Source organism: Idiomarina sp. UBA3162 (assembly GCF_002364475.1).
GTDB lineage: Bacteria > Pseudomonadota > Gammaproteobacteria > Enterobacterales > Alteromonadaceae > Idiomarina.
This window is the reverse complement of record NZ_DEYI01000010.1, coordinates 1-24,625: the sequence shown is the minus strand read 5'-3', so window position 1 is coordinate 24,625 and position 24,625 is coordinate 1. Positions and strand designations below refer to the sequence as shown.

The window sequence follows — 24,625 nt, the reverse complement described above, 5'->3', positions numbered from 1 at the left end:
CAAGTCCGGCCCCGGGCACCAATTCCAAATCGTGTAGCTTGCGCTTTCAGCGCAAGAACACACTCCAAATATGACTCCCCATACTTTTATATCTCGTGATAGCACGCATACACGCGTAGCTTGCGCCTATGGCGCAAGGCAACTGAATTGTCACGGAGCCAACATGAATCAAATTAATCCTGCCAAGCTTCACAATAGCAAATGACCGCCTTAAAACCGATAAATCGCGAGAAGCATTTTCTGGTATCAGAAGTTGAGTACAATGAGGAAGGCGCCGTCATTTCGTGCGTAATCGAGTCAGTGCTTTCAAAGAACGAATACTCAATTGATTGGCGCGAGCTAAAAAACGCAGAGAAATGGGTTCAGGGCTGGAAGATGTAGGTTTTAAATCGTTTTCCTTGCGCCGAAGGCGCAAGCTACGGGCCAAATGCGTGAGCTACCTAATGATAAAGTATATATAAATATGTTATAAAAAGACCTAACAAAAATGAACTTTATTTAAATAAATGGTCAACTCTAGGCGTTTAAACAAAAGGGAATAGGAAAATAAAAATGAAAGCTTTAATTAAAACATTGGGTTGTTCTTTGTTGTTAACGGCCTCAATGAGTGCCAATGCGGACTGGTCTGTTTCAGGTGGTTTTACGAGTTTCCAAGATGATATTGACTCGTCAGAAAGCTTGAGCTTAGGCGCGCTGCACGGTGGATTAGGTTATACGTTTGACCGTGGCAACTTTACCTTCATGCCAGAGCTGCGCGTTGGTTTTGGTGTTGGTGATGATTCCGCTTATGGTTTGGACGTTGAAGTTGATAACCTTGTAATCGCAAGTGTGCGCGGACAGTACAATGTAAACGACTCATTTGGCATATTCGTACAGCCTTCATATGGTCGTCTAGAGGTTTCTGCCAATGGTAGTGGTGCGTCGTTCAGCGGCGGTGACTGGGAAACAGGCATTGGTACCGGCGCTTCTTACAAGTTAGGCAAGAACGCATCAATAGAAGCCATGTACGAGCAATTTGATAGCACAGATGTTGTCTCATTCAGCTTCCGCTACACCTTCTAAAATACAATTCAGACATATCTGCTTGTAACTTGCGCCAAAGGCGCAAGCTACACAGCCCATCAAGGACGACGATAATATGCTTAGCAAACTGAAACCATTGCTCATGAGCGCCTTATTAAGCGTATCGGTTATCGCTGCATCGGGCGTAACTGCTCAGCAGTACCTTAAGACAGAACACCTTTACCCAAAGACGGTACCTGATCGGATAGTTAACGTTTCAGCTGGGTATAAATCTGACTCGTTACCCTATGGTCTGTTCGAGTATATCGATACCTTTGGTAGCACCGAGGCTGAGATTGTGAATCGATTGGGGGAGCCTAAAGAGCGGTTTGAATGGCAAGAAGAGAATCGTCATGAAAGTGATGTAAAGAACACTGTTATTACGCTGGTTTACGACGGTCTTATCATTGAACTTGTAGAGGTAAAGCAAAAAACCTTTATCAAACGCCTTTTTGTCGAGAGCTGCGAGATTAATTCACCATTCCAGACTTATCTTTGTAAACCCGTACCAGCGGTCATAAGTGAGTTGGGTCACCCGACTGTCATTTTAGTCGACGAGCTCATTTACACGCTGCAACATGGTGATGTCGGTTCAACCCCCATGCGGATGGGGGTAAAAAATGACAAGATTTCGTGGATTTATTTGAGGAGTTATATTGATTAGGGACTTGCGCCAAAGGCGCAAGTTACGGGTCGAGGGCGAAATATACAGGCCTAAGGCGCAGGTTATTCCTCAAACACCAAGCCATCGGGATCGGCGCCTAGCTCTTTCAATGCGTTCATTATGCCGTCGTTGAAGGCATCGGGGCCGCACACGTAAAAGTGCTGGTTAAAATTGTTGATATGCTCGTTTAGAAAGGCTTTATCAATGTGCCCATCGATAAATAGGTGATTGCCGTTTGGTTTTTCGTGCGTGATGACATTGATGAATTGATCACCGAGTATTTGCTCGAATTCCTTTTTCAAAATAATGTCTTTTTCACGGCTATTCGAGAAGATGAGTCGGTTATTGCCAATTTCACCTTTGCGTGCTAAATCGCGAAAAATAGCGATAAATGGCGTGACACCTGCACCGCCTGCGATAAATGTACCTTCGCTTTTGTATTCGATGGCACCCCAAGGGTCTTCGATAATCAGCGAATCGCCTTTTTGCAACTGACCAATTTGTTCTGTGACACCATCATGATCAGGATACACTTTAATCACAAACTCGAGCCACGGATCGCTATTGAGCGATGTGAAAGTAAACGGGCGTTTCTCATCGCGCCAACCTTCTTTGTCAATCGCGACCTCGGTGGCTTGTCCTGGGGTGAAATTATAATCGTCCGGCTTTTCTAATCGAATCCGTCTCACGTTGTGAGTGACTTCGGTAACATCGTTTACTTTTAATGTATGGCTCATGGTTTACCTCAATCTTTTTACAAGTGTCTATTATTTGTACACGAGATAAACCATTAAAAAGATCAAAATTAATCAGCTGCCATGTCGAACACCTGAACCCTATCTAAGAACGGACCTCGGCTACCTGTGTTGCCGCCAATCACATAAATGCTGTGACACCAGCCAGTAAAAATGAACAGCGCTTAAAATTATCAAACATCATTTATTCTCTTATACATAGGAGTATGTAATTTTAAGGTGTTCGCAGTGAGATTCAAGGCAAAGGCACAAAATCCTCGGCATCGCCGGGGATTTTTGGGAACGCCTGTTGCTGCCAACGTTCTTTGGCTGCTTCAATCAGTTCTTTATTACTCGCCACAAAGTTCCAATACATATACCGTGTGCCAATCGCGTCGCCGCCAACGAGTACAAGGTGGCTATCGGCCAGAGTCGTGATCGCGACACCCGTCGTATCACCAAATACACCCATGTGGTGTTCAGCGAGTTCAGCTTTATTCACTTGTACTGAGCCTTTAACAACGTAGACCGCAAGCTCTTGCGCTTTGGGTAAAGCGAAGATTTCGCCCGCCGCTAGATTAACCTCGATATAGAGTGTGTTTGAGAATGTCTTGACCGGTGAGGTCTTGCCATAGGCTTCACCGATCAATATTTTCGCATTGCCGCCTGTGATATTTGCTGAGGGGAGTTCGGCTTCGTCGTAGTGGTGAAAGCTGGGATCGCATTGCTCGTCGGCTTCGGGCAGCGCGAGCCATAGTTGCAACCCGTGCGCGCGGTGGGGCTGTTGTTTGACTTCCGGCGATTGGCGCTCAGAATGCACGATGCCATGGCCTGCGACCATCAAGTTGATGTCACTTGGCTTAACTGTGACATCGGTGCCGAGAGAATCCTTGTGCTGCAACTCGCCTTCAAACAAGTAAGTAACCGTTGCCAAACCAATATGTGGGTGAGGGCGCACGTCGATACCTTCATCCTTGGCAAAGTCCGCAGGCCCCATATGATCAAAAAACACCCATGGTCCCACTGACTTCATGCCGCGCGACGGCAAAATACGCTTCACTTCAAACCCACCGATATCACGTCCCCGCGGATCGATAATACGTTTTAACGCATCACACCCCGATATCGCTTTACAATCACTCTCTAAAGATTTGGCTAGGTTGCTCATCATGGCTCCAATGTTACGCGCGGTATTAAGTCAATTTGTTAAACCTAACCGATCTCTGTATAGTTCGCCAAAACAATAACTTAAAAGATATTCAAAAAATGATTGCTATGCACATGACCCTCTCAGGTCGCCTTATTCCTGTTCTAGGTATGTTCGCTTTGTTAGGTATGGCTGTGGCCGTTGGCGTTGGTGCGACGCTCTATGCAGCCGACTGGGTCGTGTACCTAATGCATTGGGTTTCTGACTTCTTGTATAACGCCGAACTCATGTTTAGCAGTCTCTTGCACGCCGTTGGCCTTACGGACGATATCTCAAGTACCTATTATTCATTTGCCCGTGAAAAGAACGCTGGTGTATTTGCTGGGGGCCTTTACATAGCGACTGAGGTTTTATATCTGGTGGCGGTGGTCGTTGTCGCAACGCGCGCAGCGGTCGAAACACAGACTAAGTCGGTAAAGTCTACTGCTCCTAAAAAATCCGTCTCGCTGTATTTACTGTTGAACATTGCGTACACCGTTGCCTTTTTCTACTGGATAATGTTCGACCTTCAATACGCGCGGAACTACCAAGAGGCGTTGTTAGGGCCCTTGCGCGAGCAGGCAAACAGCCTGTCGAGCGTATTTATCGCGACCTGGAGTTGGAAGCTCATCCTGTTTATACCACTGCAGTTGGCATTAATCGTCGGTGTTTGGCGCAATAGCCCCTGGTTTAAAACGCTTTTTGCTAGTTATCTACTATTTGATGTGGCGTATTACGGCTTGCTGACGGGTTTAACAACAAGTTCACATTCGGGTTTATTTGTCAGTATTGTCGCATTATTATTGTTTACGCCGTATTTGTTGACCGCCAAGCGTTCCTTCTAATCGCTCGGCGTTAACAGACATGGCTTCGCAATTAAACAATAACAACACGCGCAGAAACCATGTCCGAAAACATCGCATACTATTCTAAACATGCCGAGTCATTAGCTGATAACTACAATCGCGTGTCGTTTGAATCGGTCCATAAAGACTGGCTACATGCGCTGCCCGAGCAGGGTATGGTGCTTGATGTGGGGGCGGGCTCAGGGCGTGATGCGCGCTACTTGGCGGCACGCGGTTTAAATGTCGTTGCGGTAGAGCCTGCGCAGGAGCTCCGCGAAGTCGCGCAGCAATATACCGTCAATAGTGCCGTACGATGGTTAGCCGACAGCCTACCCGATTTAACTAAAGTCTTTGCGCTGCAAACCAAATTTGACCTGATCCTACTCAGTGCGGTGTGGATGCATATCCCATCATCGACTCGCGAGCGCAGCCTGCGCAAATTAAGTAGCTTATTAAAGCCCAATGGTAGGTTGGTGATCTCGCTGCGTCACGGTGCCTGTCACGATGAGCGTACGATGTACCCTGTTTCGGCGGACCAGCTGGCGCAACTGGCGAGTCGTTACGGCCTAACCTTTGAATTACTGACCCCTGAGCAACAAACCGATGAGTTAGGTCGCGATGATGTGAGTTGGCAGACGGTCATGCTGACGCTGCCCGATGACGGCACGGGGGCGTTTCCGCTACTCCGCAATATCGTTGTGAATGACAATAAAACATCAACGTATAAAGTTGCGTTGTTGCGCAGCCTGCTCCGCATTGCCGAAGGTCACCCGGGCGCTGTGTTGGAGCAAACAGACGACCACATCGCACTTCCCGTGGGATTGGTGGCGTTGTATTGGCTAAAACTGTATAAACCCTTAGTCGATCATTATGGCATGCACCAAAGCACTAATAGTGGTAAAGGACTCGGCTTTGTGAAACCCCACGGCTGGCAATTACTCAGCGACCGCAGTGCAGAGGATTTTACAATTGGCGCTCAGTACGGTGATGCGGCGATTGTGCAGCCCCTGTACCGTGCCTTAAAAGATATTGCCTCAACGATTAAAAACATGCCCGCCAAATACACCACCATCCCGGGCTCGGGCAATGCTGTATTCGCAGTTGAGCTGAATCGCACGCAAAAGCCAAAGCGAAACCTCACCTTAGATTTACCGTTTTTAAGCGCGCTGGGTACCTTTTATGTGCCCAAGCACATTTGGGATTCATTAACGCGTTTTAGCGTTTGGATTGAACCTGCGCTGGTGAATGAATGGGCGGCGCTCATGGCAAGTTATGCGCCGAATAAGCAAAAAGCATTTAACCGAAGCGATTATTTAGTAGCGCTCGATTGGAAAGACGACACACGAACCACAACACGGGTGCGTCAACGTATTAACACATTGCTGGCAGAGGATAAGGTGCATTGTTGTTGGACCGGTAGACCGATTAAGCCTAACCGCTATGCTGTTGATCATGCGTTTCCCTTTGCCCGATGGCCTAATAACGACCTTTGGAACCTGTTGCCCAGCCAAGCTAAAGTCAACTTAGAGAAATTAGATAGGTTACCCAGTCGCGAACGATTGAGCACCGCACGAGAATTGATTCTGACGTGGTGGCAGCAGGGCTGGCAGATAAATAAAAGTGAATTTTTTACCCAAGCCAACCTGGCACTCCCCAACTTAAGCCACCAAAACCAAAGCTTTGATGATGTATTTGAAGCGTTGGCGCTACAGCGGGATAGAATTAAAGATATCCAGCAGTTAGCGGAGTGGTGAAGTGAATTGAGTTAACAACAGCAGGAAGTTACATGGATAGTGACCCATATCGAAACAGAATCGATTTCTAATATTAACCCGTGGCTGTTTTTTCTAGGTTACTTTGCATCGTGCTTTTATGGCGTTTACTTGTTTAACAAATCAAGAAAACCATGGGTGAGCTTTATTGGCTATAACTTTGTGGTTGTTCCTTTTGGCTTAATCGTTAACCTTGTTGTGAGTCAATATGACCCCGACGTCGTGGCTGAAGCCATCCGAGTAACGGGTATGGTCACTATAGGCATGATGTGCTTAGGCGCGTTGTTTCCTGCCTTCTTCAAAAAGATTTCCGGTGCACTCACCGTAGCGCTCTTGCTTGTGATTGTCGTAGAGCTTATCGAAGTGTTTATATTTGGCGTGCACCACGAAGTGCTTGATTGGGTCGTTGCACTGATATTCTGCGGCTACATTGGCTACGACTGGGGCAGGGCGTGCCAGATACCTAAAACCGTTGATAACGCGATTGATAGCGCAGCGGCGCTTTATATGGATATTATTAATTTATTCCTGCGTATTTTACGCATACTGGGGCGGAAGTAAGGGGAACCTTCACTTCAAAAAGCGTTGGTAACGATGCACGTTACTTAATAACCTGAGCAACAGCGATCGGTGAATAAGGAATTATAAATCGTGGAAGTAAGACTAGACGACTTAAGCGATGGCAAAGTGATCGCATCCAAGCAGTTATTTTATGCAGAGAGTGTTGTGAACAGTCCGAATGTTTAAAGGATATATGCGTGAAACATTTTCTTTTAAGAACGATAAAAATAGGTATTGTTTTAAATCTGCCACCGCTATTTTTAAAACTCATGCTGTTAGCTGAACTCGATATTTTCCCCTTTATTTTTTCGGCATTACTATGGGCAAATATTCCACTGCAGTACCTAGGCATTGGCTCGTTATTTGACTCCAGCCAGCTCACTTGGGGAGAGTTTAGTGTCAGCCAAGCATCGCCGATTGTTTGGTCGGCTATTGTATTGTTCTGGCTAATCGTAGCGGCGCTTATTAGCTATGTCAGTTTGCTAGGGAGAGTAAGACTTGAACGGAATTAATAGGCTATTTTTTAAAGCGGGTTAATTATTGGGGGCTGCTTTGAGCGAACAGCAGACGTTGGTTGTACAGGCTGATATTTCCTTTGAAGCAGCGGGCAACTAGGACCAAGAACTATAGTTGTTCTTGGTCGATGCTAAATATAAATTTAGTATTTCCCAATCATTCAATGACTTCTCATAGTAATCCATTTATCTTACTGATTGCTTTAGACGCATTCTTATTGTTCTCATCTAACAACAGTGATTTTTCATATGCTTTTAGAGCTTTCTTAAATTCTTTATTGGCAAGATAGGCTTCGCCGAGACTGTCAAAGGCGTTTGAGGACTCAGGGTGTTGTTGTGTATTGAGTTCAAAGAAAGCTACTGCAGCACTTAGTTTCCCAACTTCTATCAGTTGATAGCCAAAATAATTTAATCCACGCTCGCTGAAACCTTTGTTCGATTCTTGCAGTAGCCTATATGATTTTATCGCTGCTTCTATTCCATCCTGACGGAGCTCAGAATAAAGTTGATCTTCGAGACGCTTTTTCGCAAAAATAACTGGGCGATCATAAATAATATTAAGAATACCTTCTGTCACAGAGCTAAGTGGTGCGCCGCCAGTGTTGTTTTGGATAATAATAGTAATATCATCTTCAATTACTCGAACGACATCGCCATTGAACCCCGGCATCATACCTGGATGATGTATCTGAGTGAGTTTTTTACCAAACTTATCCTTCGGTAGTTCAGTGATTAACCAGCCATAACCATAATTGCGATGAGGTGACGCTGAAAAAGCTCTTTTCTTAAGTGCTTCACTGAATACCTGATTTGAATACAAGGCCTCGCTAAACAGATATAAGTCCCCGACCGTTGAGTAAATCGAACCCGCAGCATAGGTGACAGTCATATCAATGTTCTTTGCCGGTTTAAGTCCTGCTAAAGTTTTCTCATACCCTTGTGCACTTTTTAGAACAACATAGCCAGAGTAGGAGTCTCCGCTGTTTCTCATCTTTAGCGGATTGAAAATATAGTCTTGCAGAGCTTGTTCATAACTTAAATCAGTTACCTGTTCGATTATTTTACCCAAAATGGAATAGCCGGCATTGCTGTATCGGAACTCACTACCGGGTTCAAATTGCAGATCGCCGCTACAAAACTTCGAAATAAAATCATCGAGTCCATAAGGGTTATTAGCTTCTATGTTTTTAAAGTCAGGCTGACTAAATACGTTTGGAATGCCTGACGTATGATTTAAGAGCTGATGGATAGTTACTTCCCTGCCGGTATCATTGCGGTAGCTAGGTAAGTAATCATTGATTGAATGATTTAAATCTATTTTTCCTTCTTCAACCAATTTTAGAACCAATGCTGCTGTAAAAGACTTGGTTGTCGAAGCTATTCTAAACTTTGTATCGACAGAGTTGGGGATTTTCCACTCCATATTGGCATAGCCGTAACCCTTACTTAGTAACACTTCACCTTGATAAGAAACTAAAACCGAGCCATTAAACTCACCATTTTCGGCGTAGGACTCAACAAAAGCATCTAATCTCGAGGTCTTGATGTCCGTTGCCCCCACAAAGGCACTGATTAAAAGTAGGGCAGAAATGCTGAATAATTTTATATACATAATCATCCTTAGTCGTTCAAAATAAGATAAGATTTTCGTTTCGCTAAAAAACGTACCTGAGTATTAAAAAGGAAACATGACTTTAATGGTCCTTTTGGGTGACTTATGGTGACTAATCTACAAAAAGCATTTAAAATCAAATAATTATAAAACTCAGGGTAAGTTAGTGATGGATGTCTTTAAGGTAGGGAACGACCTTATTTTAGATCCCTTTAACAAGAAGGTGACAAGAAATGGGGACGATGTATCTCTATCGGAACTGTCTTATCGATTACTGCTGGAGCTTGTTGAACATGCTCCTGAGATCGTACCTCATGACCAGCTTATAAAAGCTGTTTGGAAAGACCGAGTTGTTTCTGATGAGAACCTTAAGAAGAGAGTATCTCGCTTGAGAGACTCGCTGGCGGATAATTATTCTGCTCCCAAGTATATTGCAGCCGAACGTGGATTGGGATATCGGTGTGTTGCAGCGGTAAGAAAAGTTAATCATTTAGAGCGCGCAGACAATGATAGTTTTGATTTTCGAGCAATCGATGCGATCAAACGTTTAGTATCTCACCTACCTATGCGGTTGGTGGCTAGCGTTGGGATACTTGCAATAGGAGTGACTTCATTCTTTCTCGTACACCATGAAAACCAGAACCCACTCAATGAAGTAACTGAAGCTATCAATTATGAGGCGGCTCAGAGCTATTTGAAATTTACAGGAAAAGACAACGATACGGCGATTTCATTGTATCAAAATGCGATAAATAGAGATCCTCAGAATGCTTCAAGCCATAGTGGATTGAGCGATGCTTACCTTCAAGGTTACTGGCACTATGGAAAGGATAAAAGCTGGTTGGAGCTAGGAAAGCAGCATGCTGAAAAAGCCGTACAAATTAATGAAGACTTGGCTTGGGGCCATAAAGCTCTTGGGCTTGCGTACTATTTGGACGGACAATATGAAAACGCAATTGCCTCATTCAACCTTGCGCGTCAAATTGAACCGAGCTGGGGTGAGATCCCAGCCTATGCTGCACTTGTAGAGATCCAGTTAGGTCACTTTATTAACGCAGATAAACTTGCAGTTACGTCCGTTGAACTTGATCCTAGTAACCCATTTACTAACGCAGTTCTTGGCGAGTTATATCGTCAATCATATCGCTTCTACGCGGCCGAAGAACAGTTCAGCAAAACCTTAAATATCGATCCAAGCTTTTTAGTGTCTAGCCTATTTTTTAGTGAGTATTTGCTAGAAAAAGGAAAACATATAGAGGCTATTTCTGTGTTACGCGATGTGATTCATAAACATGAGAATTCACAAAAAGCGCATTGGTTACTGGGTCTAGCACTCATGATCGACAATCAAGTTGGAGAAGCGATTGATGAATTCTCGGCAGCATCAAGCTTAGGTGGACGTTATTATCTTTCATCTGCAGTCTATCTAGCGGCACTCAAAAAAGATCGTACAGAATTATCCAAGTTGGGTGAGCAAATTGTAAAGCTCAAGTTAAATGGGAACCAGTGGACTGAACTGACTTTCCTTGAGGGGGTAGTGCTATTAGTTAATGATAAAGCGACCGAGGCAAAGGGCAAATTTGAGTCTGCGATATTTGAGGGGTTCACAACGACTTATCGGTACACTCACCTGCCGGTGAATTCAGGCATAACAACTTCGCCTCAATTCACTGGATTATTAAACCTTATTGAATCAAAAAACAAAGATAAGATGCCAAAGCGTATCCCACCGCGAACTTAATGATGTCTCTAGATTTTTTAATACTGAGTTAACTTAATTTTAGAATGACATCGTTCATGCTGTATCTATAAAAAAATTAAAAAGGCGGAGGCGCACCAGCGTGTTGGATCGGTTTCAAACACTCTCGTAGGAAAACACTTCGAATCTATCGCGCTTAAGGTATTCGCTGCAAAAGGCATTGATCTTCAGGGTAACCAAAAACTCTTAGTTGGCATTTAACAACGCCCGTGGGATATTAACGAAACGCTTAAATGTAATTCCAACGACATACAGGAATACCATGACCCAAAACACGGAGTTAGATCTCGACTTAGGAAAGCGGCATATCGTTATTCAACGCCGGTATGAAGCATTAGGCGCGCTAAACGACTTGCTCATCGCAGTCTGGTTTTTAATCGGTAGCTTCTTCTTTTTAAACGAGTCGTTAGTGGATAGTGGGACGTGGTTGTTTATCGTAGGCAGCGCTCAGTTGATCATTAAGCCGTTCATCAAACTAACCAGTTTAATTCACTCGGGCAGGGTGTTTAATAAGCAGCAACAGGGTCGTTAAGCTCCAAACTCTAATCCGCAGTGCCCCTTAGATATATGCCTTTGTGTTAGGCATAATTGACACAATAATTTCAGCATTCTGTCATTTATCCGCATCTGAATTGTCATTAAAGCCACCTATCTTTTGCGCAGACTTTTCAAACGGATGATTGGATATGAAATACACTTTTACACGCAACGTGATTACGCGCGCATTGGTTTTGGCGTTACCTGTTTTGGCTTCGTTTCCGGCGCTGAGTTATGCTCAAGATAAACTCGAACGAATTGAAGTCACTGCGCAAAAACGCACGCAATCGATAGTGGATGTGCCTGCGAGCATTTCGGCGTTTGATGGCAAGCGTTTAGAAGAGCTTGGATTGAGCGAGTTGGATATGATTTCGGATCTGACGCCGGGCCTGGTGATTCAGGAGCAAAGTCCTAACAACCCGGGCTTTGTGATCCGTGGGATTACGTCCGATAGCGGCTCGTCACAAATTTCTCCGCGTGTTTCGATTTACTACAACGGCGTTGATGTGTCGCGTTCACGTGGCTCTTATTTTGAGCTATTTGATATTGAGCGTGTAGAGGTGGTTAAAGGACCTCAGGCGACTTTATTTGGTACTGCAGCAGCAGTGGGCGCTATTAGCGTGATTACTCGCAAGCCAGATGATTTTGATAATGCCGAGTTGGCATTGGGCGCAGGCAACTTATCGCAGCGTCGTGCGGACGGTTTTATTAACTTGGCGGGCGATGATCTGAAAGGGCGCTTAGCATTCAGTTATCGTGAGCGTGATGGCTACATTGATAACATCGCACCTGAGCAAGATGATATGAATGGTATTGAACGTACGGGCGCGCGCCTTTCGTTACGTTATACACCAAGCGATGCGGTCACTGCCGATTTTATCTACAGCTACGAAAAGAACGATGACACGGGTACTGCGTTTAAAAACGGTATTTATGCGCCAACCGGTGGTGATACCAGCCCCTATAGCTTTGTTGAAATGATGGGCTCACCTTACTCAGAGGATGCACTCGGTGCGCCTAAGTTGGGTCTTGATCGCACCATTGATGACTTCAACTTAACAGTAGACTGGCGTTTAAATGACAGCACCACCTTTACATCGGTCACGGGTTATCGCGAATTTGATTCGTTAGAAATTTTTGATGCAGATGGCACTCAAGCTTGGTTCTTAGAATTTGCAGAAGATGCGCAAGGCGAGCAGTGGAGCCAAGAATTACGCTTTAGCCATACATTGGATAACGCGTTTATTCTTTGGGGCGCTAACTATTTCAGCGAAGAAGGCTCTCAACGTGTGCCATTTAGCACCGAGGAATCGATCTACTTTAACTGTGTGGGTGCGTTAGGTACTGGGCTGCCGTGTATTAATGAAGACGGTAGCGTCAATTTGCTTACACCGGTACTAACCGGCGGAGCACTCAATGAAATCGCGTACCAAGGCAGCTACACCAATATGGGTGATAATCGCTCCTGGTCGGCTTTCTTTGATGTAACTTATGATATCAGCGACGAACTCACTGTTTCGGGTGGCCTGCGATATATTGATGAGTCACGTGAAAGCGGCTTTGTGGCCATCATGCCTAATAGCCAATTACTGACTTTACTAGGACAGCCTACGCAACCCTTGCTACCGACGGTTTCTACAGGAGGCGCGGTATTGAGTGACTCCGGTGATGACAGTGCATTACTCCCGCGATTCAATGTGTTGTACGCGCTCAACGAGGATACCAATTGGTTCGCGACCCTATCTAAAGGCCAACGTTCGTTTGTTGTGGATGTAAGTTCAACTCTTAACGAGCAGGGTGAGGTGGTTGCCGCTTCATCCGAGATCCCGGCTGAGACCATTTGGAACTACGAGACAGGTATCAAAGGTAACTGGGCCGATGCAGTTAACTACAGCGCCTCGATCTTTTATCAGGACTATTCAGATTTTCAGGTGACGTTGCAAGATGATGCCGGTAACTTTTATACCGATAATGCAGGTGATGCGACCAACTGGGGTGTTGAAACTGAATTTACCGCGTACCTCTCTAATCAGCTGGAGCTCTTTGGTCATGTCGCCTATTTGGATGCGCAGATTGATGACGATGCGAATAACGGGCAGTTAGCGGGCAACCGATTTAGATTACAACCCGAGTGGACATCCAGCTTAGGTCTTATGAACGATGTGATGGTGAGCGATGGTTTGATGTTGCGTAGCTCTCTAGTTGCGACTTACCGCTCTGAGATTTTCTTTGAGCCTGCGAACGCGCCGATTGCTGGTATACCAATTAAAGAAGACGCCGTCACTCTGTTAAATGGCAGCGTTGGCTTGTACGACGAACAGGCGGGTTGGAGCTTAGTGCTGAAGGGCAGCAACTTACTTGATAAAGAGTATCTTGTTGATGCCGGCAACACGGGCGGTAGCTTCGGTAATCCGACGTTTATTGCTGGACCCAGCCGCTTAGTTTACCTCGAGTTCCGTCAGCGTTTCGAATGGTAAGTATGACAAACAAAAAAGCCGGTGCGTGCATGGAAGCGCGTACCGGCTTTTTCTTTTTGAGCTGCGTGACTAACCGCGGAATTTCGCTCGGTGTGTCCCGCTTAGCTGATAATCTTTTGATTTAATGGTATCAACGAATCGCCATTCGTTATCAATAGCATCTTTACTGATCTGAGTGACCATATAGCCGCGCTCATGCAAGTTGGTGTATTGCAGATCATTGATAACAGTCGGCAATGCCTGCGCCAATTTTTTTGCGGTGGCGTCATCAAGACTAAGATAGGTTTCCATTCCGGGTGATGATACTGAACTGGTACCAAACTCCACACCGACCTGCTCACCCCTATGCGTGGTGAGATGGTTGTGCCAGGCATTATGCGTATCGCCGGCTAAGACAACGATCTTTTTGCCCATTTGTTTTACCTGCTGAAACAAAACTTCACGCTCCATTGCATAGCCATCCCACGCATCGAGGTTATATGGCGTGACGGTATCAATGTAGCGTTGCTGTTGCTCAGTGAGTGGTTGGCCGTTGGCACGCGCTTGCTTTAGCTGGGCGGCTTTTAGCAGTTTATTGGCGATGGTGGAGCGATCTTTCGAACCAATAATGGCAGCGGGGAAGTTCATGCGAGCCATCAACAGTTGCTGCCCGAGGATCTGCCAGCGCGCATTTGATTGAGCCAATTGATTGACCAACCATTGCAGTTGCTTTTTACCTAAGATACTGCGATCGCTTTGCATGGCCGCCTGAAAGCCTTGGCTATCAAACTTGCCGGTGCTTGCGTCGGTAAAGTCGGCGTACGCTAATTGTTTATCGCGACCAATAATGCGGGTGTCTAGCATGATCAGGTTGGCGAGATCACCGAGCTCAAACGAACGGTAAATTTGTAGGCTGGCATCGCCTTGTGGCGGGCGAATTGGCATCCACTCATAGTAGGCTTGAATGGCTGCGGCACGGCGTTGGTAAAAATCACCCTCAGTTTCGGGCTGGTGATTTTGTGCACCGTCTTTGTAAGTATCGTTGGCGATCTCATGATCATCCCACACCACAATAAAGGATTTGGTGGCATGCAGGGCCTTTAATCCTTCGTCTGTTCGGTATAGCGCGTAACGTCGGCGATAGTCATCAAGCGAGACGATCTCTTTGTTGTTGTTATCCGGGAAGGTGCGACCAATGCGCTCGGCATCGTCGTAGCCATAACCACCGGCGCCGTATTCGTAGATGTAGTCGCCTAAATGCAACACAAAATCGATAGTGTCATCTTGGCTTGCATGATGGTAGGGGTTGAAGAAACCCGCTGGATAGTTTGAGCAAGAAAACACCCCTAAACGAATAGCGTCAATGCCTTGTTGAGGTAACGTGGCACCTTCGCCGATCGGTGAATATTGGTCATGCCCAACAAAGCGATAATAAAGCGACATGCCAGCGGGTAACTGCTGGACATCGACCTTCACGGTATAGTCGCGGCGAGCAGAGGTCGTTGCGGTACCGCTACGGATAATGTCGCTAAAACTTGGATCACGCGCCACTTCCCAACCTACGGTAATAACGGGCTTAGCGTTATTTTTAGGTACTGCACGGGTCCATAGCATCAGCGCGTTTGTAGTCGGGTCACCACTCGCCACACCGTGGGTGAAGTCAACGGCGTCCGCGTTATCGGCACGCACGAGCGATGAACAGCCACCTAAAGCGGTGGATACGGTTACGGCGGCTCCTGCCGAGGCGACTACTTTCAAAAAATGTCGACGGTTGATATCAAGCATTGCAAACGCTCCCTTTTTTCTGCGTGATAGCAGATTAGCGAGGCAGTGTGACAATGCGGTGACAGATTAACGACGCGTAACTATTATTAAAAGGATGCCGCACAAGCGAATACTACGGATACTCACTTAGGCGTTATGCTCGCTTTTTGCTGTGTTTTGCTTTATCACTGACAAACCCTGCTACAAGGATAAGCACCACACCGGCTGCAATTACATACCAGCCCCATTGTAGCTCAATGGTATTGAGGATCGTCTCAATTGAGCCCTCAAACTCGTAGTCAACCGATTCGGTTCTAATACTTTCTTTCATATCGCGTACTTGCAGGTACATATCAATAAAACTGTAGCCTGCAAACACTAAGCTCATGGCACCTGTTGCAACAAGTCCTTTGCTATTGCGGGCGAGGGCAAAGTACATGGCAAACACCGAGGCTGAGAGCACGATGATGCGATCAAACCGACCGTTTTGAAAATACGTAATATCGTCGATCGTTGGCATGCTGAATACAGGTAAAAACATACCCACAAACAAAAGTGCCGCACCGAGCATACCCATTATTCGTTTGTCCACGACTCAAATCCTTGTATTAACTCTTTGATATAAAGCTGAGAAGTTTAAAAAGACTAACACAAAGAGGCGCGTTGATCTTGCAAACATCAGTGCGTGCGCCGCAGCGCACGCTTTACGTATCAAGCGGCGCGTGCTTGATGGGTCATTTTAACGAGGTGCTGGCGCACCTGTTGGCCATTAGTTGCAAACGCTTCAAACGGTATGAAAATGGAGCGCTCATCGTAGCTGAGGTGAAAGCCGTCAGGATAGACACTGCGCATAGTGACACTGCCCGCTTCGAACGTATTGTCTTTCTCATATGAGTGTTGGTTTAACTGCTGTTGCAAGATCAGTGCACAGGCATCGGCATGATCCTCATTCATGTGCGTGATCATGCCAAGTGCCGCTTTATGATCCCACTCGGGCGCGGATACTAACCACTCGTTAGGCTCCAGCCAAAATATCTCACCAAAGCCGCCAATAAAGCGAATATGCTCTACGTTGAGTTGCCAAAATTTAAAATCGTGTGCTTTTTTATAGCCCTCGGCACTTGGAAAGCGTTGGTAGTAGCGCTCGGCTAAGTCGTTGTTGTCAATCACTTGGGCATGACCACTGAGCGTGAGTCGACCTTGGGTATTTTGATCACCTTTATCGGTACTGTCGTAAAGCGTGACGCTCAAACGATTGTCGTGATTAAGGTTGCGCGCATGTTGGGCAATATCAGAGACATAAAACACGATATGCCCCTCATCGGTCAGCATCACCGGCGATACGGAGCCAAACGGCATACCACCAAGTTTCTTTGATAAAGTCGATAAGACAGCGGTGCTATTGCGTTGTGCAAGCGCCCGTGCTTGTTGAGCGGCGTGTTGACGTTCGTTCATTTTTTGTCCTCTTTGTGTTCGTTGTTATAGGTGTCTGGGTTCGGTAAAAATCATGGGCTTGCGAATGCTCGGGTGCTCACTGATATAGACCGGACTGCGATAGGTTTGTTCAAGTATCTCGGTACGGAACACCGCCTCGGGTTTGGCAAAATGCTTAAGTTCGCCGTCGGCAAGCAGCAAAATATTGTCCGCATATAGCGAAGCTAAGTTCAGATCGTGCATCACTGCGATAACTAAATTACCTTGCTGAGTAAAACGACGCAGTTCTGCGAGCACGGAATGTTGGTGATAGACATCAAGCGCAGAGGTCGGCTCATCGAGCAGTAGCATTTGCTCGCCGGGCACCGTGACATCGAGCTGACACAAGCACCGCGCGATATGTGCTCGCTGCTGTTCGCCCCCAGACAGGGTATCCATGGTGCGCTCGGCAAACTTGGCGGCATCCAGCCGTTCGAGCCAGTTCAGTGCGCGTTGGTGTGCTGCATAATCAGGCTCATGAGACCAAAATCGCCCCATGCCGACAAGCTCTGCGACGGTGAGACCAAATGGCGCACTGAGTTTTTGCTCCATCACCGCGCGAACAGGTGCTAGTTGGGCCGGTATCCAGCTTGTGAGTTCGCGACCGTTGAGCTGAATACTGCCGTGATAGTCGAGCTCGCCCGCCAAGGTATTGAGTAGAGTGGATTTACCCGCGCCATTTTCACCGATCACGGCAACAAATTCGCCTGCTTCAAGGGATAGGTCGAACGCGCCCAACAGCCGTTTGTGACCGTAGTTAACATGAGTGATATTAATATCCAGCATGAAGCCTCCGTTTTTGTTGGATGAGTAGGTAGATAAAGAAAGGAGCACCCACCGCTGCGGTGATTATCCCGATAGGCAATTCAGCGGGCGCAACGATGGTTTTAGCGATCCAGTCGGTGAGTACCAAAACTGCGGCACCAAACAACATGGATACGGGCATCAGCCAACGGATATTAGCGCCCACCAGCATGCGAGCGATGTGGGGTATAATTAAACCGACAAAGCCGATCATACCGGTCAACGCGACTGCGCCGCCCACACCTAATGCCACCCAAATAATCAGTTGCCGCTTAAGTGACACGGTATTCACACCTAAGTAACGCGCTTGACGTTCACCCAGTAGCAGCGTGTTAATAGGCTTGCGCAACATAAATAATGCGATTGAGCTGACACCCATGAGTACTATGCCTAAGGGTAACTGCTGCCAACTGGCACCCGCGAGTGAGCCCATTTGCCAAAAGCTCATGAGTCGCAGAGCATCGTCATCAGCGTAATAACTTAGTAAGCCGAGTAATGAGCCGGCTAGCGCGTTAATTGCCACACCGGCAAGTAACAACGTGGCGACGTCGACGCCTGTTTTACCGCCAGCTAAGCGATAGACAACAAAGGTGGTGAGGAGGGCGCCCAGAAAGGCAGCCAAAGACACCCAAATACTGCCTTGTATACCTATTTGTTCACCCAATGCGATCACTGCCAGTGCGAATACGGCCGCGCCGCCTGAGATGCCGATGAGTCCTGGGTCAGCCAGTGGGTTGCGACACAGAGTTTGCATCGCTGTGCCGCTTTGTGCCAATACCGCACCGACTAAAAGGCCTAAAACCAAACGAGGTAAACGTAACTGTGTGACGACGGTTTGCTCGAGTTCGCTCATGGGTGTGCCGAAGCCAGGCAACCACATCAACGGTAGTCGCCAATCGCTTAGCACGGGGCCGCTCGATAACAGCAGCCAGCTACTTGCCAAGATCCCGAATGTGCCGGCAATTAGCCAGCGGCGTCGCTCAAAGGTCATTAACATACGCTAAAAGCGCCTCATGTGCTTCGGCAATGCGCGTGGTCATCCCCAGTGCGAGTAACGAGTCCATCACCAATAGCTGACAGGATTGCCCCGCGTTTAATAACTGTAAAGTTGCGTTTTGGCAGAATCGCTCGCGCCCCCCAGCAGCATCGACGACATGGGAGGGGGCGACGATAAAGTCAGGCTGGTTTACCAATAAATGCTCCCGCGATACGGTTTTGAAGCCTTTATGGTCAACCACATTGGTAATGTCCGACTGGCTGAATAGTAAATCGGGTACGCTGTCGTGACCCGCGGCTACAACACCGCGTTCGGATACTTGCAAGACAAAAAGGCCACTGAGTGGCTGCGCACGCGAAACGGGATGAAACTTGTCTTTAATGCCGTTAATTACGGGCTCAGCGCGTTCAGGCGTAGCGAGCTTTTCGGCGACTTGATGAATCAGGGCATACAGCTCAGATAGCGTTGTGGGCTTGCTGAATTCGCTAACAGGTACACCGGCCGTTTCGATTTGCGCTAATGCGCGTTCACTGCCGGCACCTTCGAGTACCCATACTTGTTTCGGATTAAAGCTGAGCACGCCCTCGGCGGATAGATTACGGTAGTAGCCGATTTTGGGGAGTTTATGCACCTTACTGGGTGAGGTGCTTGAGGTATCCACGCCAATCACTTTGTCGCCGCCCCCGACGGCAAATACGATATCGGTTAGTGTGCCACCTGCGGTAATAATTCCGCCTTGAGGTGAGTTTTGCGCGTGAGTAAGCAAGGGCAGGGTTGCTGCCAACATAAGCAACGAGTGTTTAAATCTTCTGTAAAACCGCGTCATAGGAGCCTCTTATCGTTCTGATTTGCGATTGCGTAAAATAAAATAGTAAGTTTTAGTTGCAAATGCAAATAGTTTTCGTTTAGATCTAATGCGTTTTCACGATGCCTGTTTTGTCATTCAAAGAAATTGGAGAAGCTTGTGAACGTTTGGATTAAGAAAACTGACTCTTTTAAACCTTCGCTATTGGCGGCTGCCATCGCGGCAACTATGACCAGCGGTGTGTATGCCGCAGAAGTGAATTTGCCTGCAGCCGACCAGAGCGTTGATGAGATTTTAGTTGTAACTGGATCGCGTACCGAAGAGAAACTCGAAGACGTCGCCGGTGCAGTGAGCGTTATTTCGGCAGACGATATTGATGTGCAAGTGAGTAATGGTCTCGCGGATGTGTTCCGCTATGATCCGAGTATTCAGTCGACGGGCACCCAAGGTCAGGCGCAAACCTTATCGATTCGAGGAATCGGTGGTAACCGCGTGGTGTACATTAAAGATGGTCGTCGACTTAATGATGCCTATGCCGGCGGAGGCGGTTATTTAGTGGGGCGCGGTTACTTAGATGTGGCGCAGGTACAGCAAATTGAAGTGGCGAAAGCGGCCGCATCACCGCTCTATGGCTCTGACGGTTTAGGTGGCGTGATTGTTATATCAACGCCCGATCCGGGGGATTTACTAAAGGGTGATGACAGTGCAGCACGCTTGAATTTTGGTTTTGATGGTCTGACCGAAGAGACAAAGCTCGGCTTTAGCGGGGCGCGGCAGTTCGATGGCTCAAGTGCGATGATTCAGGTGTCCGCGCGACAAGGCGAGGAGACACAGAACTATGAGGAATCTTTGCCCGGTTATGATTACGACAGCCAGAGTATTTTAGCAAAATGGACGCTTGATATCGGCAACGATGATGAGCTGAAGTTTACGTTGGATCACTTTCAGCAGGACACTGAACAGTTTCTCGCGGAAACCAATCAAACCGACGACGACAATCGTCAAACAGCACTTTCGGTGGACTACCAGCGTAATCAGGCCAATACCTTCGCCGACTCGCAGCATTGGCAACTGTATGTGACGGATTATGAGCAAGGCAGCGACCAGGTCAGCGCGGGAGCCAGCCAAGCGGGTGCGTATACCGATTACAACGACTATGGTTTTGAACAACGCATTATGGGTGCGCGTTGGCAGGCACAAAAGCAACTTGATGCCGCCTCAACACGTCATGATCTCGTGTATGGCTTTGATGCTGACTACTACGACACCGAGCGACCGCGTTTCAAGACACGTATCGCTACCGATGGCACGGTAATGCAAGATAATGAGCCACAGAAAGCCTTCCCCGGTGCCGAAACATGGCTTACAGGTGTGTTTTTGCAGGATAACATCGCGTTTAAAGAAACCGCCTTTAGGTTGATCATTGGTGCGCGAGTTGACCATTATGAGATGAGCCCAAATGAGAACATGCTGTACGATATGTCTGAGCTTGCAGATATCAGCGAGACGGCATTCTCACCTAAGGTGGCGGGCATTTATACCTTTGACTCGGGCGTACGCGGCTACTTGCAATACGCCGAGGGCTTTAAGATCCCACCGCATGACCAAGCCTATCAAAACCATGGCATTGAGCCGTTTTATGCCATCTTACCTAATCCAGACTTACAGCCAGAAAGCAGTCGCGCCGTAGAAGCGGGTTTAAAGTTTAGTAATGACACGACGCGCTGGAACCTTGCTGCGTTTTACAGCCGCTTTGATGATTTTATCGAGACTGCGGTTGTCGGCACGAGCCCCACTTATATTCCGGGCGTTGACCGGGTTGAATATCAGTATGTGAACCAAGACGAAGTGACGATAAAAGGGGCTGAAGCGAGTGTGACGCACTGGCTCACTGACTTTGTCCGTATCGATACTTCGGCCGCGTACGTGACAGGTGAGAATGATGCGACGGGTGAAGCACTGACCTCATTGTCGCCGCTGTCGGGTAATGTCTCTTTTGGCTATTTTGCCGATAACTGGCATATCCGAGGTATTGTCAATGCCGTCGCTGAAATGGATGATGTACCGAGTGCGTCGGCCGAGTCGGGACCTTATATCGAAACGGCGGGCTATACCACTGTGGACGTTTTGGCGGGAATGCGTTTGGGCGATTGGCAGGTGAACGTGGCGGCGCTCAATTTAACGGATAAGTATTATGTGCCTTATCAACGTGTCGCAGGACTGTCGGCCGATGCGCCGACCGAGCAGTATAGCCAGCCCGGTCGGTCCTTTGCGATACAGGCATCATATCGTTTTTAGTCGTTAAACCAATGTCGCGTGCGGTTAGCAAACCACACCAATGACAGCATGACAGGTACTTCGACTAACACGCCTACCACGGTGGCGAGTGCAGCGCCCGAGTGCAGGCCGAACAATGAGATGGCAACCGCCACCGCGAGTTCGAAAAAGTTTGAAGTGCCTATCATGCAGGCGGGCGCAGCTACGTTATGCGGCAACTTCATTTTCTTCGCTAAGAAATACGCCACTGCGAAAATACCGTAGGTTTGAATCAGTAGCGGAATCGCTATGAGTACAATCGCCTGCGGTTTTTCGATGATGGTTTCGGATTGAAAACCAAACAATAGGACAACCGTCGCGAGTAGCCCCACGATCGACCAAGGCTTCATGGCTGCAAGAAAGTTGTTCAGCCGTGTGTGGTCGTTGCCTTTATCCAGTTTCTTGCGCGTTAATGCGCCAACAATGAGTGGTATCAACACATACAGTACGACGCTCAGCAACAAGGTATCCCACGGCACTGTGATATCCGTTACGCCCAAAAGTAAGCCGGCGATAGGTGCGAATGCAAATATCATGATGACGTCGTTGATAGAAACCTGCACTAAGGTGTAGTTAGCGTCACCCTTTGTCAGTTGACTCCAAATGAACACCATCGCTGTACAGGGGGCAACACCCAGTAAAATCATACCGGCGATATACTCGGACGCGGTTTGTGGATCGACCCAATCGGCAAACAGCCCCTTAAAGAACAACCATCCCAGTAGTGCCATGGTAAACGGCTTGATCAGCCAGTTGATGACCAAGGTTAATACCAAGCCTTTTGGTTTTTTGCCGACATCTTTAATGGATGAGAAGTCAACTTGTACCATGATCGGGTAAATCATGAGCCAGATGAGCACCGCGATAACTAAGTTAACGTGGGCATACTCAAGCTCTGATACCACGGTAAAAGCGCCGGGGACTGCAATACCCAGTGCGATACCGGCGATGATGGCGAGAGCCACCCAAACAGACAAATAACGTTCAAATAAACCCATGCTAGCTCCTTAAAGCGCTCGTTGGTTAACGCGTTGACTGACTTCTTCGGCAGACTCAACACGCTCTGAGTATCGGTCGACGAAATAATCTTTGTTGTTTCTGAGTAATAAGGTGAACTTCATGAGCTCTTCCATGACATCCACAATGCGGTTGTAATAAGGCGATGGCTTCATACGGTCGTTATCATCAAACTCAAGAAACGCCTTTGGTACACTCGATTGATTGGGAATTGTGACCATACGCATCCAACGACCTAAAACCCGAAGTTGATTGACCGTATTAAATGATTGTGAGCCCCCACAGACTTGCATAACCGCAAGCGTTTTACCTTGTGTAGGGCGCACACCACCAAGATTGAGCGGGACCCAGTCAATTTGGCTTTTGAACAAGCTAGTCATCGAGCCATGACGCTCCGGTGAGCACCACACTTGTCCTTCTGACCACATCATTAAGTCGCGCAACTCTTGTACTTTTGGATGGTTTCCGTCATCGGTGTCCGTCTGGGGCAATCCTTCGGGATTAAATATCTTAACGTCAGCACCCATGTGGGTAAGAATGCGCGCTGCTTCCTCGACCACTAAACGACTGAACGAGCGCTTGCGAAGCGAACCATACAACAGCAAAATTCGGGGCGCATGTTCTGCGGGCTGAGGTAGGCACTTCTCGAGTGTCGGTTTATCCATCAAATCACTATCGATATTAGGTAGTGAGACATCAGAAGACATAGGTTACTGTGCTCCTAGTTGGTTCAATGCGTTTTTAAGTTGTTCGCGCTCAAGTGATTGCACGGCAATTCCTTGCAGTTGACTCACGCGGTGTTTAATTTCTTCGATACAGTCACGGAAAGCGGCGGCAATCTCTTCTTCGGAGCCTTCAAGCTTTGATGGGTCGGCAAGTCCCCAATGCACTTTAATCGATTGTCCGAACCTCACCGGGCATGCTTCGCCCGCCGCCGAATCACAAACGGTAATGACGACGTCGGGTTTAAAGTCTTCAAATTCATCCCACGATTGGCTTTGTAACCCATCCGTCGGTATGCCGGCTTCGTTCAAATAACGCAGTGAAAGAGGGTGTACCTCGCCCGCGGGCTGGCTCCCAGCGCTTTTTGCCTGAATATGATCGCTGGCAAAGTGATTGGTGATCGCTTCAGATAAAATGCTGCGACAACGATTATGCGTGCAGATGTAGAGTACCTTCATAATAAACCTTTTAGTTAGCAGGCAGTGCCCTGTGACTGTGCGTGTTTAAGCTTGTCGAGAGCCGTTGAAAAGTAGTCCAAATTATTTTGCGCGACCTGAGCAATCATATCTTTTGCCCATTCGGGTAATTCGGGATGTAGTTGGTAATACACCCACTTACCACGGCGTTCACCCAGCACGATATTGCACTTACGCAGTTCAGCGAGGTGGCGCGAGACCTTCGGCTGGTCAAGCTCCAGCGCGCCCATCAGATCGCAGACGCAAGCTTCTTCAAGCGTGCTTACAATCAGCACGGACTTTAAACGGGTATCATCCGATAGACATTTAAAAAGCTGTAATGGGGTCATCGTGTCCATTCCTATTTAATATATATGGTAAATCATATATATGAAAAAACATATGTCAAATGATTTGAGTGGATTGGTGTGGACAGAGCGTCGCACCAGAGGCGCGACCTAAAAAATAATCAATTATTATTGGATATTTTCAGCAGAGGTATTATCATATTCAAATATGGAATATATATATTCATAATTAATATATCTTGATGTGGAGTGGGTTATGC

24 protein-coding genes and 1 pseudogene are annotated in these 24,625 nt (G+C 47.2%); 11 read left to right on the top strand and 14 right to left on the bottom strand.

The genetic code is table 11. The features are described 5' to 3' along the window. Positions 1-201: 201 nt before the first annotated feature. From B2X00_RS01445 to B2X00_RS01435, 3 genes are all read left to right on the top strand, one after another. Complete coding sequence (locus B2X00_RS01445; RefSeq protein WP_414653649.1) at positions 202-381, top strand: TIGR02450 family Trp-rich protein; 180 nt, start codon at positions 202-204, stop codon at positions 379-381. Between the two features lie 171 nt (positions 382-552). After that, a complete protein-coding gene (locus B2X00_RS01440; protein WP_290485814.1) occupies positions 553-1,062 on the top strand; it encodes an outer membrane beta-barrel protein in 510 nt (169 codons plus the stop codon). Positions 1,063-1,138: 76 nt separating this feature from the next. Continuing rightward, positions 1,139-1,726 carry a hypothetical protein gene (locus B2X00_RS01435; RefSeq protein WP_290485813.1) on the top strand — a complete coding sequence of 196 codons (588 nt, stop codon included), beginning with the start codon at positions 1,139-1,141 and terminating at the stop codon, positions 1,724-1,726. A gap of 62 nt (positions 1,727-1,788) precedes the next feature. Here the strand turns inward: B2X00_RS01435 and B2X00_RS01430 are convergent, their stop codons facing one another. The 3 genes from B2X00_RS01430 to B2X00_RS01425 form a co-directional block, all read right to left on the bottom strand. Continuing rightward, positions 1,789-2,463, bottom strand: coding sequence for an FAD-binding oxidoreductase (locus B2X00_RS01430; protein ID WP_290485812.1), 675 nt, complete (start codon positions 2,461-2,463; stop codon positions 1,789-1,791). Positions 2,464-2,531: 68 nt separating this feature from the next. Next, positions 2,532-2,612 carry a hypothetical protein gene (locus B2X00_RS12580; RefSeq protein ID WP_414653651.1) on the bottom strand — a complete coding sequence of 27 codons (81 nt, stop codon included), beginning with the start codon at positions 2,610-2,612 and terminating at the stop codon, positions 2,532-2,534. Positions 2,613-2,716: 104 nt separating this feature from the next. Beyond that, the gene (locus tag B2X00_RS01425; protein ID WP_290485811.1) at positions 2,717-3,631 is read right to left on the bottom strand and encodes a pirin family protein; all 915 of its coding nucleotides are present in this window, start codon (positions 3,629-3,631) and stop codon (positions 2,717-2,719) included. Between the two features lie 95 nt (positions 3,632-3,726). On the opposite strand from B2X00_RS01425, the gene B2X00_RS01420 reads away from it, so the two are divergent. The 4 genes and pseudogenes from B2X00_RS01420 (at position 3,727) to B2X00_RS01405 (ending at position 7,336) form a co-directional block, all read left to right on the top strand. Beyond that, positions 3,727-4,491, top strand: coding sequence for a hypothetical protein (locus tag B2X00_RS01420; protein WP_290485810.1), 765 nt, complete (start codon positions 3,727-3,729; stop codon positions 4,489-4,491). Between the two features lie 59 nt (positions 4,492-4,550). Next, positions 4,551-6,245, top strand: coding sequence for a class I SAM-dependent methyltransferase (locus B2X00_RS01415; RefSeq protein WP_290485809.1), 1,695 nt, complete (start codon positions 4,551-4,553; stop codon positions 6,243-6,245). A gap of 36 nt (positions 6,246-6,281) precedes the next feature. Further along, positions 6,282-6,824 (top strand): annotated as a pseudogene (locus tag B2X00_RS01410) (Bax inhibitor-1 family protein); the annotation flags it as partial. A 197-nt stretch (positions 6,825-7,021) separates the two neighbouring features. After that, positions 7,022-7,336, top strand: a complete 315-nt coding sequence (locus B2X00_RS01405) for a hypothetical protein (protein WP_290485808.1) — start codon at positions 7,022-7,024, stop codon at positions 7,334-7,336. A gap of 175 nt (positions 7,337-7,511) precedes the next feature. Here the strand turns inward: B2X00_RS01405 and B2X00_RS01400 are convergent, their stop codons facing one another. Continuing rightward, a complete protein-coding gene (locus B2X00_RS01400) occupies positions 7,512-8,951 on the bottom strand; it encodes a serine hydrolase (protein WP_290485807.1) in 1,440 nt (479 codons plus the stop codon). Between the two features lie 169 nt (positions 8,952-9,120). Here B2X00_RS01400 and B2X00_RS01395 point away from each other — a divergent pair, with 169 nt between their 5' ends. From B2X00_RS01395 to B2X00_RS01385, 3 genes are all read left to right on the top strand, one after another. Further along, positions 9,121-10,692 (top strand): winged helix-turn-helix domain-containing protein, encoded by a 1,572-nt coding sequence (locus B2X00_RS01395; protein WP_290485806.1) that lies wholly within the window; start codon positions 9,121-9,123, stop codon positions 10,690-10,692. Positions 10,693-10,972: 280 nt separating this feature from the next. Then, entirely contained in the window at positions 10,973-11,242 is a 270-nt protein-coding gene (locus B2X00_RS01390; protein WP_006955872.1) for a YrhK family protein, read from the top strand. A gap of 154 nt (positions 11,243-11,396) precedes the next feature. Further along, complete coding sequence (locus tag B2X00_RS01385; protein ID WP_290485805.1) at positions 11,397-13,724, top strand: TonB-dependent receptor; 2,328 nt, start codon at positions 11,397-11,399, stop codon at positions 13,722-13,724. A gap of 69 nt (positions 13,725-13,793) precedes the next feature. Here the strand turns inward: B2X00_RS01385 and B2X00_RS01380 are convergent, their stop codons facing one another. From B2X00_RS01380 to B2X00_RS01355, 6 genes are all read right to left on the bottom strand, one after another. Then, on the bottom strand, positions 13,794-15,488 hold the full coding sequence (locus B2X00_RS01380) for an alkaline phosphatase D family protein (protein ID WP_290485804.1): 1,695 nt from the start codon (positions 15,486-15,488) through the stop codon (positions 13,794-13,796). A 133-nt stretch (positions 15,489-15,621) separates the two neighbouring features. Next, the gene (locus B2X00_RS01375) at positions 15,622-16,059 is read right to left on the bottom strand and encodes a hypothetical protein (protein WP_290485803.1); all 438 of its coding nucleotides are present in this window, start codon (positions 16,057-16,059) and stop codon (positions 15,622-15,624) included. A gap of 119 nt (positions 16,060-16,178) precedes the next feature. Beyond that, a complete protein-coding gene (locus B2X00_RS01370; RefSeq protein WP_290485802.1) occupies positions 16,179-16,922 on the bottom strand; it encodes a HugZ family protein in 744 nt (247 codons plus the stop codon). Positions 16,923-16,946: 24 nt separating this feature from the next. Next, on the bottom strand, positions 16,947-17,726 hold the full coding sequence (locus tag B2X00_RS01365) for a heme ABC transporter ATP-binding protein (RefSeq protein ID WP_290485801.1): 780 nt from the start codon (positions 17,724-17,726) through the stop codon (positions 16,947-16,949). Continuing rightward, complete coding sequence (locus B2X00_RS01360; protein ID WP_110573655.1) at positions 17,713-18,735, bottom strand: FecCD family ABC transporter permease; 1,023 nt, start codon at positions 18,733-18,735, stop codon at positions 17,713-17,715. The genes B2X00_RS01365 and B2X00_RS01360 overlap by 14 nt, the downstream gene beginning before the upstream one ends. Further along, complete coding sequence (locus tag B2X00_RS01355; RefSeq protein WP_290485800.1) at positions 18,725-19,567, bottom strand: heme/hemin ABC transporter substrate-binding protein; 843 nt, start codon at positions 19,565-19,567, stop codon at positions 18,725-18,727. Before B2X00_RS01355 ends, B2X00_RS01360 begins: the two co-directional genes overlap by 11 nt. Before the next feature lie 138 nt (positions 19,568-19,705). Between B2X00_RS01355 and B2X00_RS01350 the strand changes: the two genes are divergently transcribed. Further along, positions 19,706-21,844, top strand: a complete 2,139-nt coding sequence (locus B2X00_RS01350) for a TonB-dependent hemoglobin/transferrin/lactoferrin family receptor (RefSeq protein WP_290485799.1) — start codon at positions 19,706-19,708, stop codon at positions 21,842-21,844. Here the strand turns inward: B2X00_RS01350 and arsB are convergent. From arsB to B2X00_RS01330, 4 genes are read right to left on the bottom strand one after another with little or no spacing between them, the layout of a single operon-like run. Then, a complete protein-coding gene (gene arsB / locus B2X00_RS01345; RefSeq protein WP_290485798.1) occupies positions 21,841-22,860 on the bottom strand; it encodes an ACR3 family arsenite efflux transporter in 1,020 nt (339 codons plus the stop codon). The two genes, B2X00_RS01350 and arsB, sit on opposite strands and share 4 nt — an antisense overlap. A gap of 9 nt (positions 22,861-22,869) precedes the next feature. Further along, positions 22,870-23,586 carry an arsenical resistance protein ArsH gene (gene arsH / locus B2X00_RS01340; RefSeq protein ID WP_290485797.1) on the bottom strand — a complete coding sequence of 239 codons (717 nt, stop codon included), beginning with the start codon at positions 23,584-23,586 and terminating at the stop codon, positions 22,870-22,872. A 3-nt stretch (positions 23,587-23,589) separates the two neighbouring features. Then, the gene (locus B2X00_RS01335) at positions 23,590-24,060 is read right to left on the bottom strand and encodes an arsenate reductase ArsC (protein WP_290485796.1); all 471 of its coding nucleotides are present in this window, start codon (positions 24,058-24,060) and stop codon (positions 23,590-23,592) included. 14 nt (positions 24,061-24,074) lie between these two features. Next, positions 24,075-24,407 carry a metalloregulator ArsR/SmtB family transcription factor gene (locus B2X00_RS01330; RefSeq protein WP_290485795.1) on the bottom strand — a complete coding sequence of 111 codons (333 nt, stop codon included), beginning with the start codon at positions 24,405-24,407 and terminating at the stop codon, positions 24,075-24,077. Positions 24,408-24,625: the final 218 nt, after the last annotated feature.

Excerpts from the sequence above, each read along its gene's own strand:
- B2X00_RS01330 (WP_290485795.1), bottom strand. The coding sequence starts at position 24,407 with ATGACCCCATTACAGCTTTTTAAATGTCTATCGGATGATACCCGTTTA.
- B2X00_RS01425 (WP_290485811.1), bottom strand. The coding sequence starts at position 3,631 with ATGATGAGCAACCTAGCCAAATCTTTAGAGAGTGATTGTAAAGCGATA.
- B2X00_RS01360 (WP_110573655.1), bottom strand. The coding sequence starts at position 18,735 with ATGACCTTTGAGCGACGCCGCTGGCTAATTGCCGGCACATTCGGGATC.
- B2X00_RS01370 (WP_290485802.1), bottom strand. The coding sequence starts at position 16,922 with ATGAACGAACGTCAACACGCCGCTCAACAAGCACGGGCGCTTGCACAA.
- B2X00_RS01400 (WP_290485807.1), bottom strand. The coding sequence starts at position 8,951 with ATGTATATAAAATTATTCAGCATTTCTGCCCTACTTTTAATCAGTGCC.
- arsH (WP_290485797.1), bottom strand. The coding sequence starts at position 23,586 with ATGTCTTCTGATGTCTCACTACCTAATATCGATAGTGATTTGATGGAT.
- B2X00_RS01415 (WP_290485809.1), top strand. The coding sequence starts at position 4,551 with ATGTCCGAAAACATCGCATACTATTCTAAACATGCCGAGTCATTAGCT.
- B2X00_RS01420 (WP_290485810.1), top strand. The coding sequence starts at position 3,727 with ATGATTGCTATGCACATGACCCTCTCAGGTCGCCTTATTCCTGTTCTA.
- B2X00_RS01395 (WP_290485806.1), top strand. The coding sequence starts at position 9,121 with ATGGATGTCTTTAAGGTAGGGAACGACCTTATTTTAGATCCCTTTAAC.
- B2X00_RS01440 (WP_290485814.1), top strand. The coding sequence starts at position 553 with ATGAAAGCTTTAATTAAAACATTGGGTTGTTCTTTGTTGTTAACGGCC.
- B2X00_RS01435 (WP_290485813.1), top strand. The coding sequence starts at position 1,139 with ATGCTTAGCAAACTGAAACCATTGCTCATGAGCGCCTTATTAAGCGTA.
- B2X00_RS01385 (WP_290485805.1), top strand. The coding sequence starts at position 11,397 with ATGAAATACACTTTTACACGCAACGTGATTACGCGCGCATTGGTTTTG.
- B2X00_RS01430 (WP_290485812.1), bottom strand. The coding sequence starts at position 2,463 with ATGAGCCATACATTAAAAGTAAACGATGTTACCGAAGTCACTCACAAC.
- B2X00_RS01365 (WP_290485801.1), bottom strand. The coding sequence starts at position 17,726 with ATGCTGGATATTAATATCACTCATGTTAACTACGGTCACAAACGGCTG.
- arsB (WP_290485798.1), bottom strand. The coding sequence starts at position 22,860 with ATGGGTTTATTTGAACGTTATTTGTCTGTTTGGGTGGCTCTCGCCATC.
- B2X00_RS01390 (WP_006955872.1), top strand. The coding sequence starts at position 10,973 with ATGACCCAAAACACGGAGTTAGATCTCGACTTAGGAAAGCGGCATATC.
- B2X00_RS01380 (WP_290485804.1), bottom strand. The coding sequence starts at position 15,488 with ATGCTTGATATCAACCGTCGACATTTTTTGAAAGTAGTCGCCTCGGCA.
- B2X00_RS01355 (WP_290485800.1), bottom strand. The coding sequence starts at position 19,567 with ATGACGCGGTTTTACAGAAGATTTAAACACTCGTTGCTTATGTTGGCA.
- B2X00_RS01445 (WP_414653649.1), top strand. The coding sequence starts at position 202 with ATGACCGCCTTAAAACCGATAAATCGCGAGAAGCATTTTCTGGTATCA.
- B2X00_RS01335 (WP_290485796.1), bottom strand. The coding sequence starts at position 24,060 with ATGAAGGTACTCTACATCTGCACGCATAATCGTTGTCGCAGCATTTTA.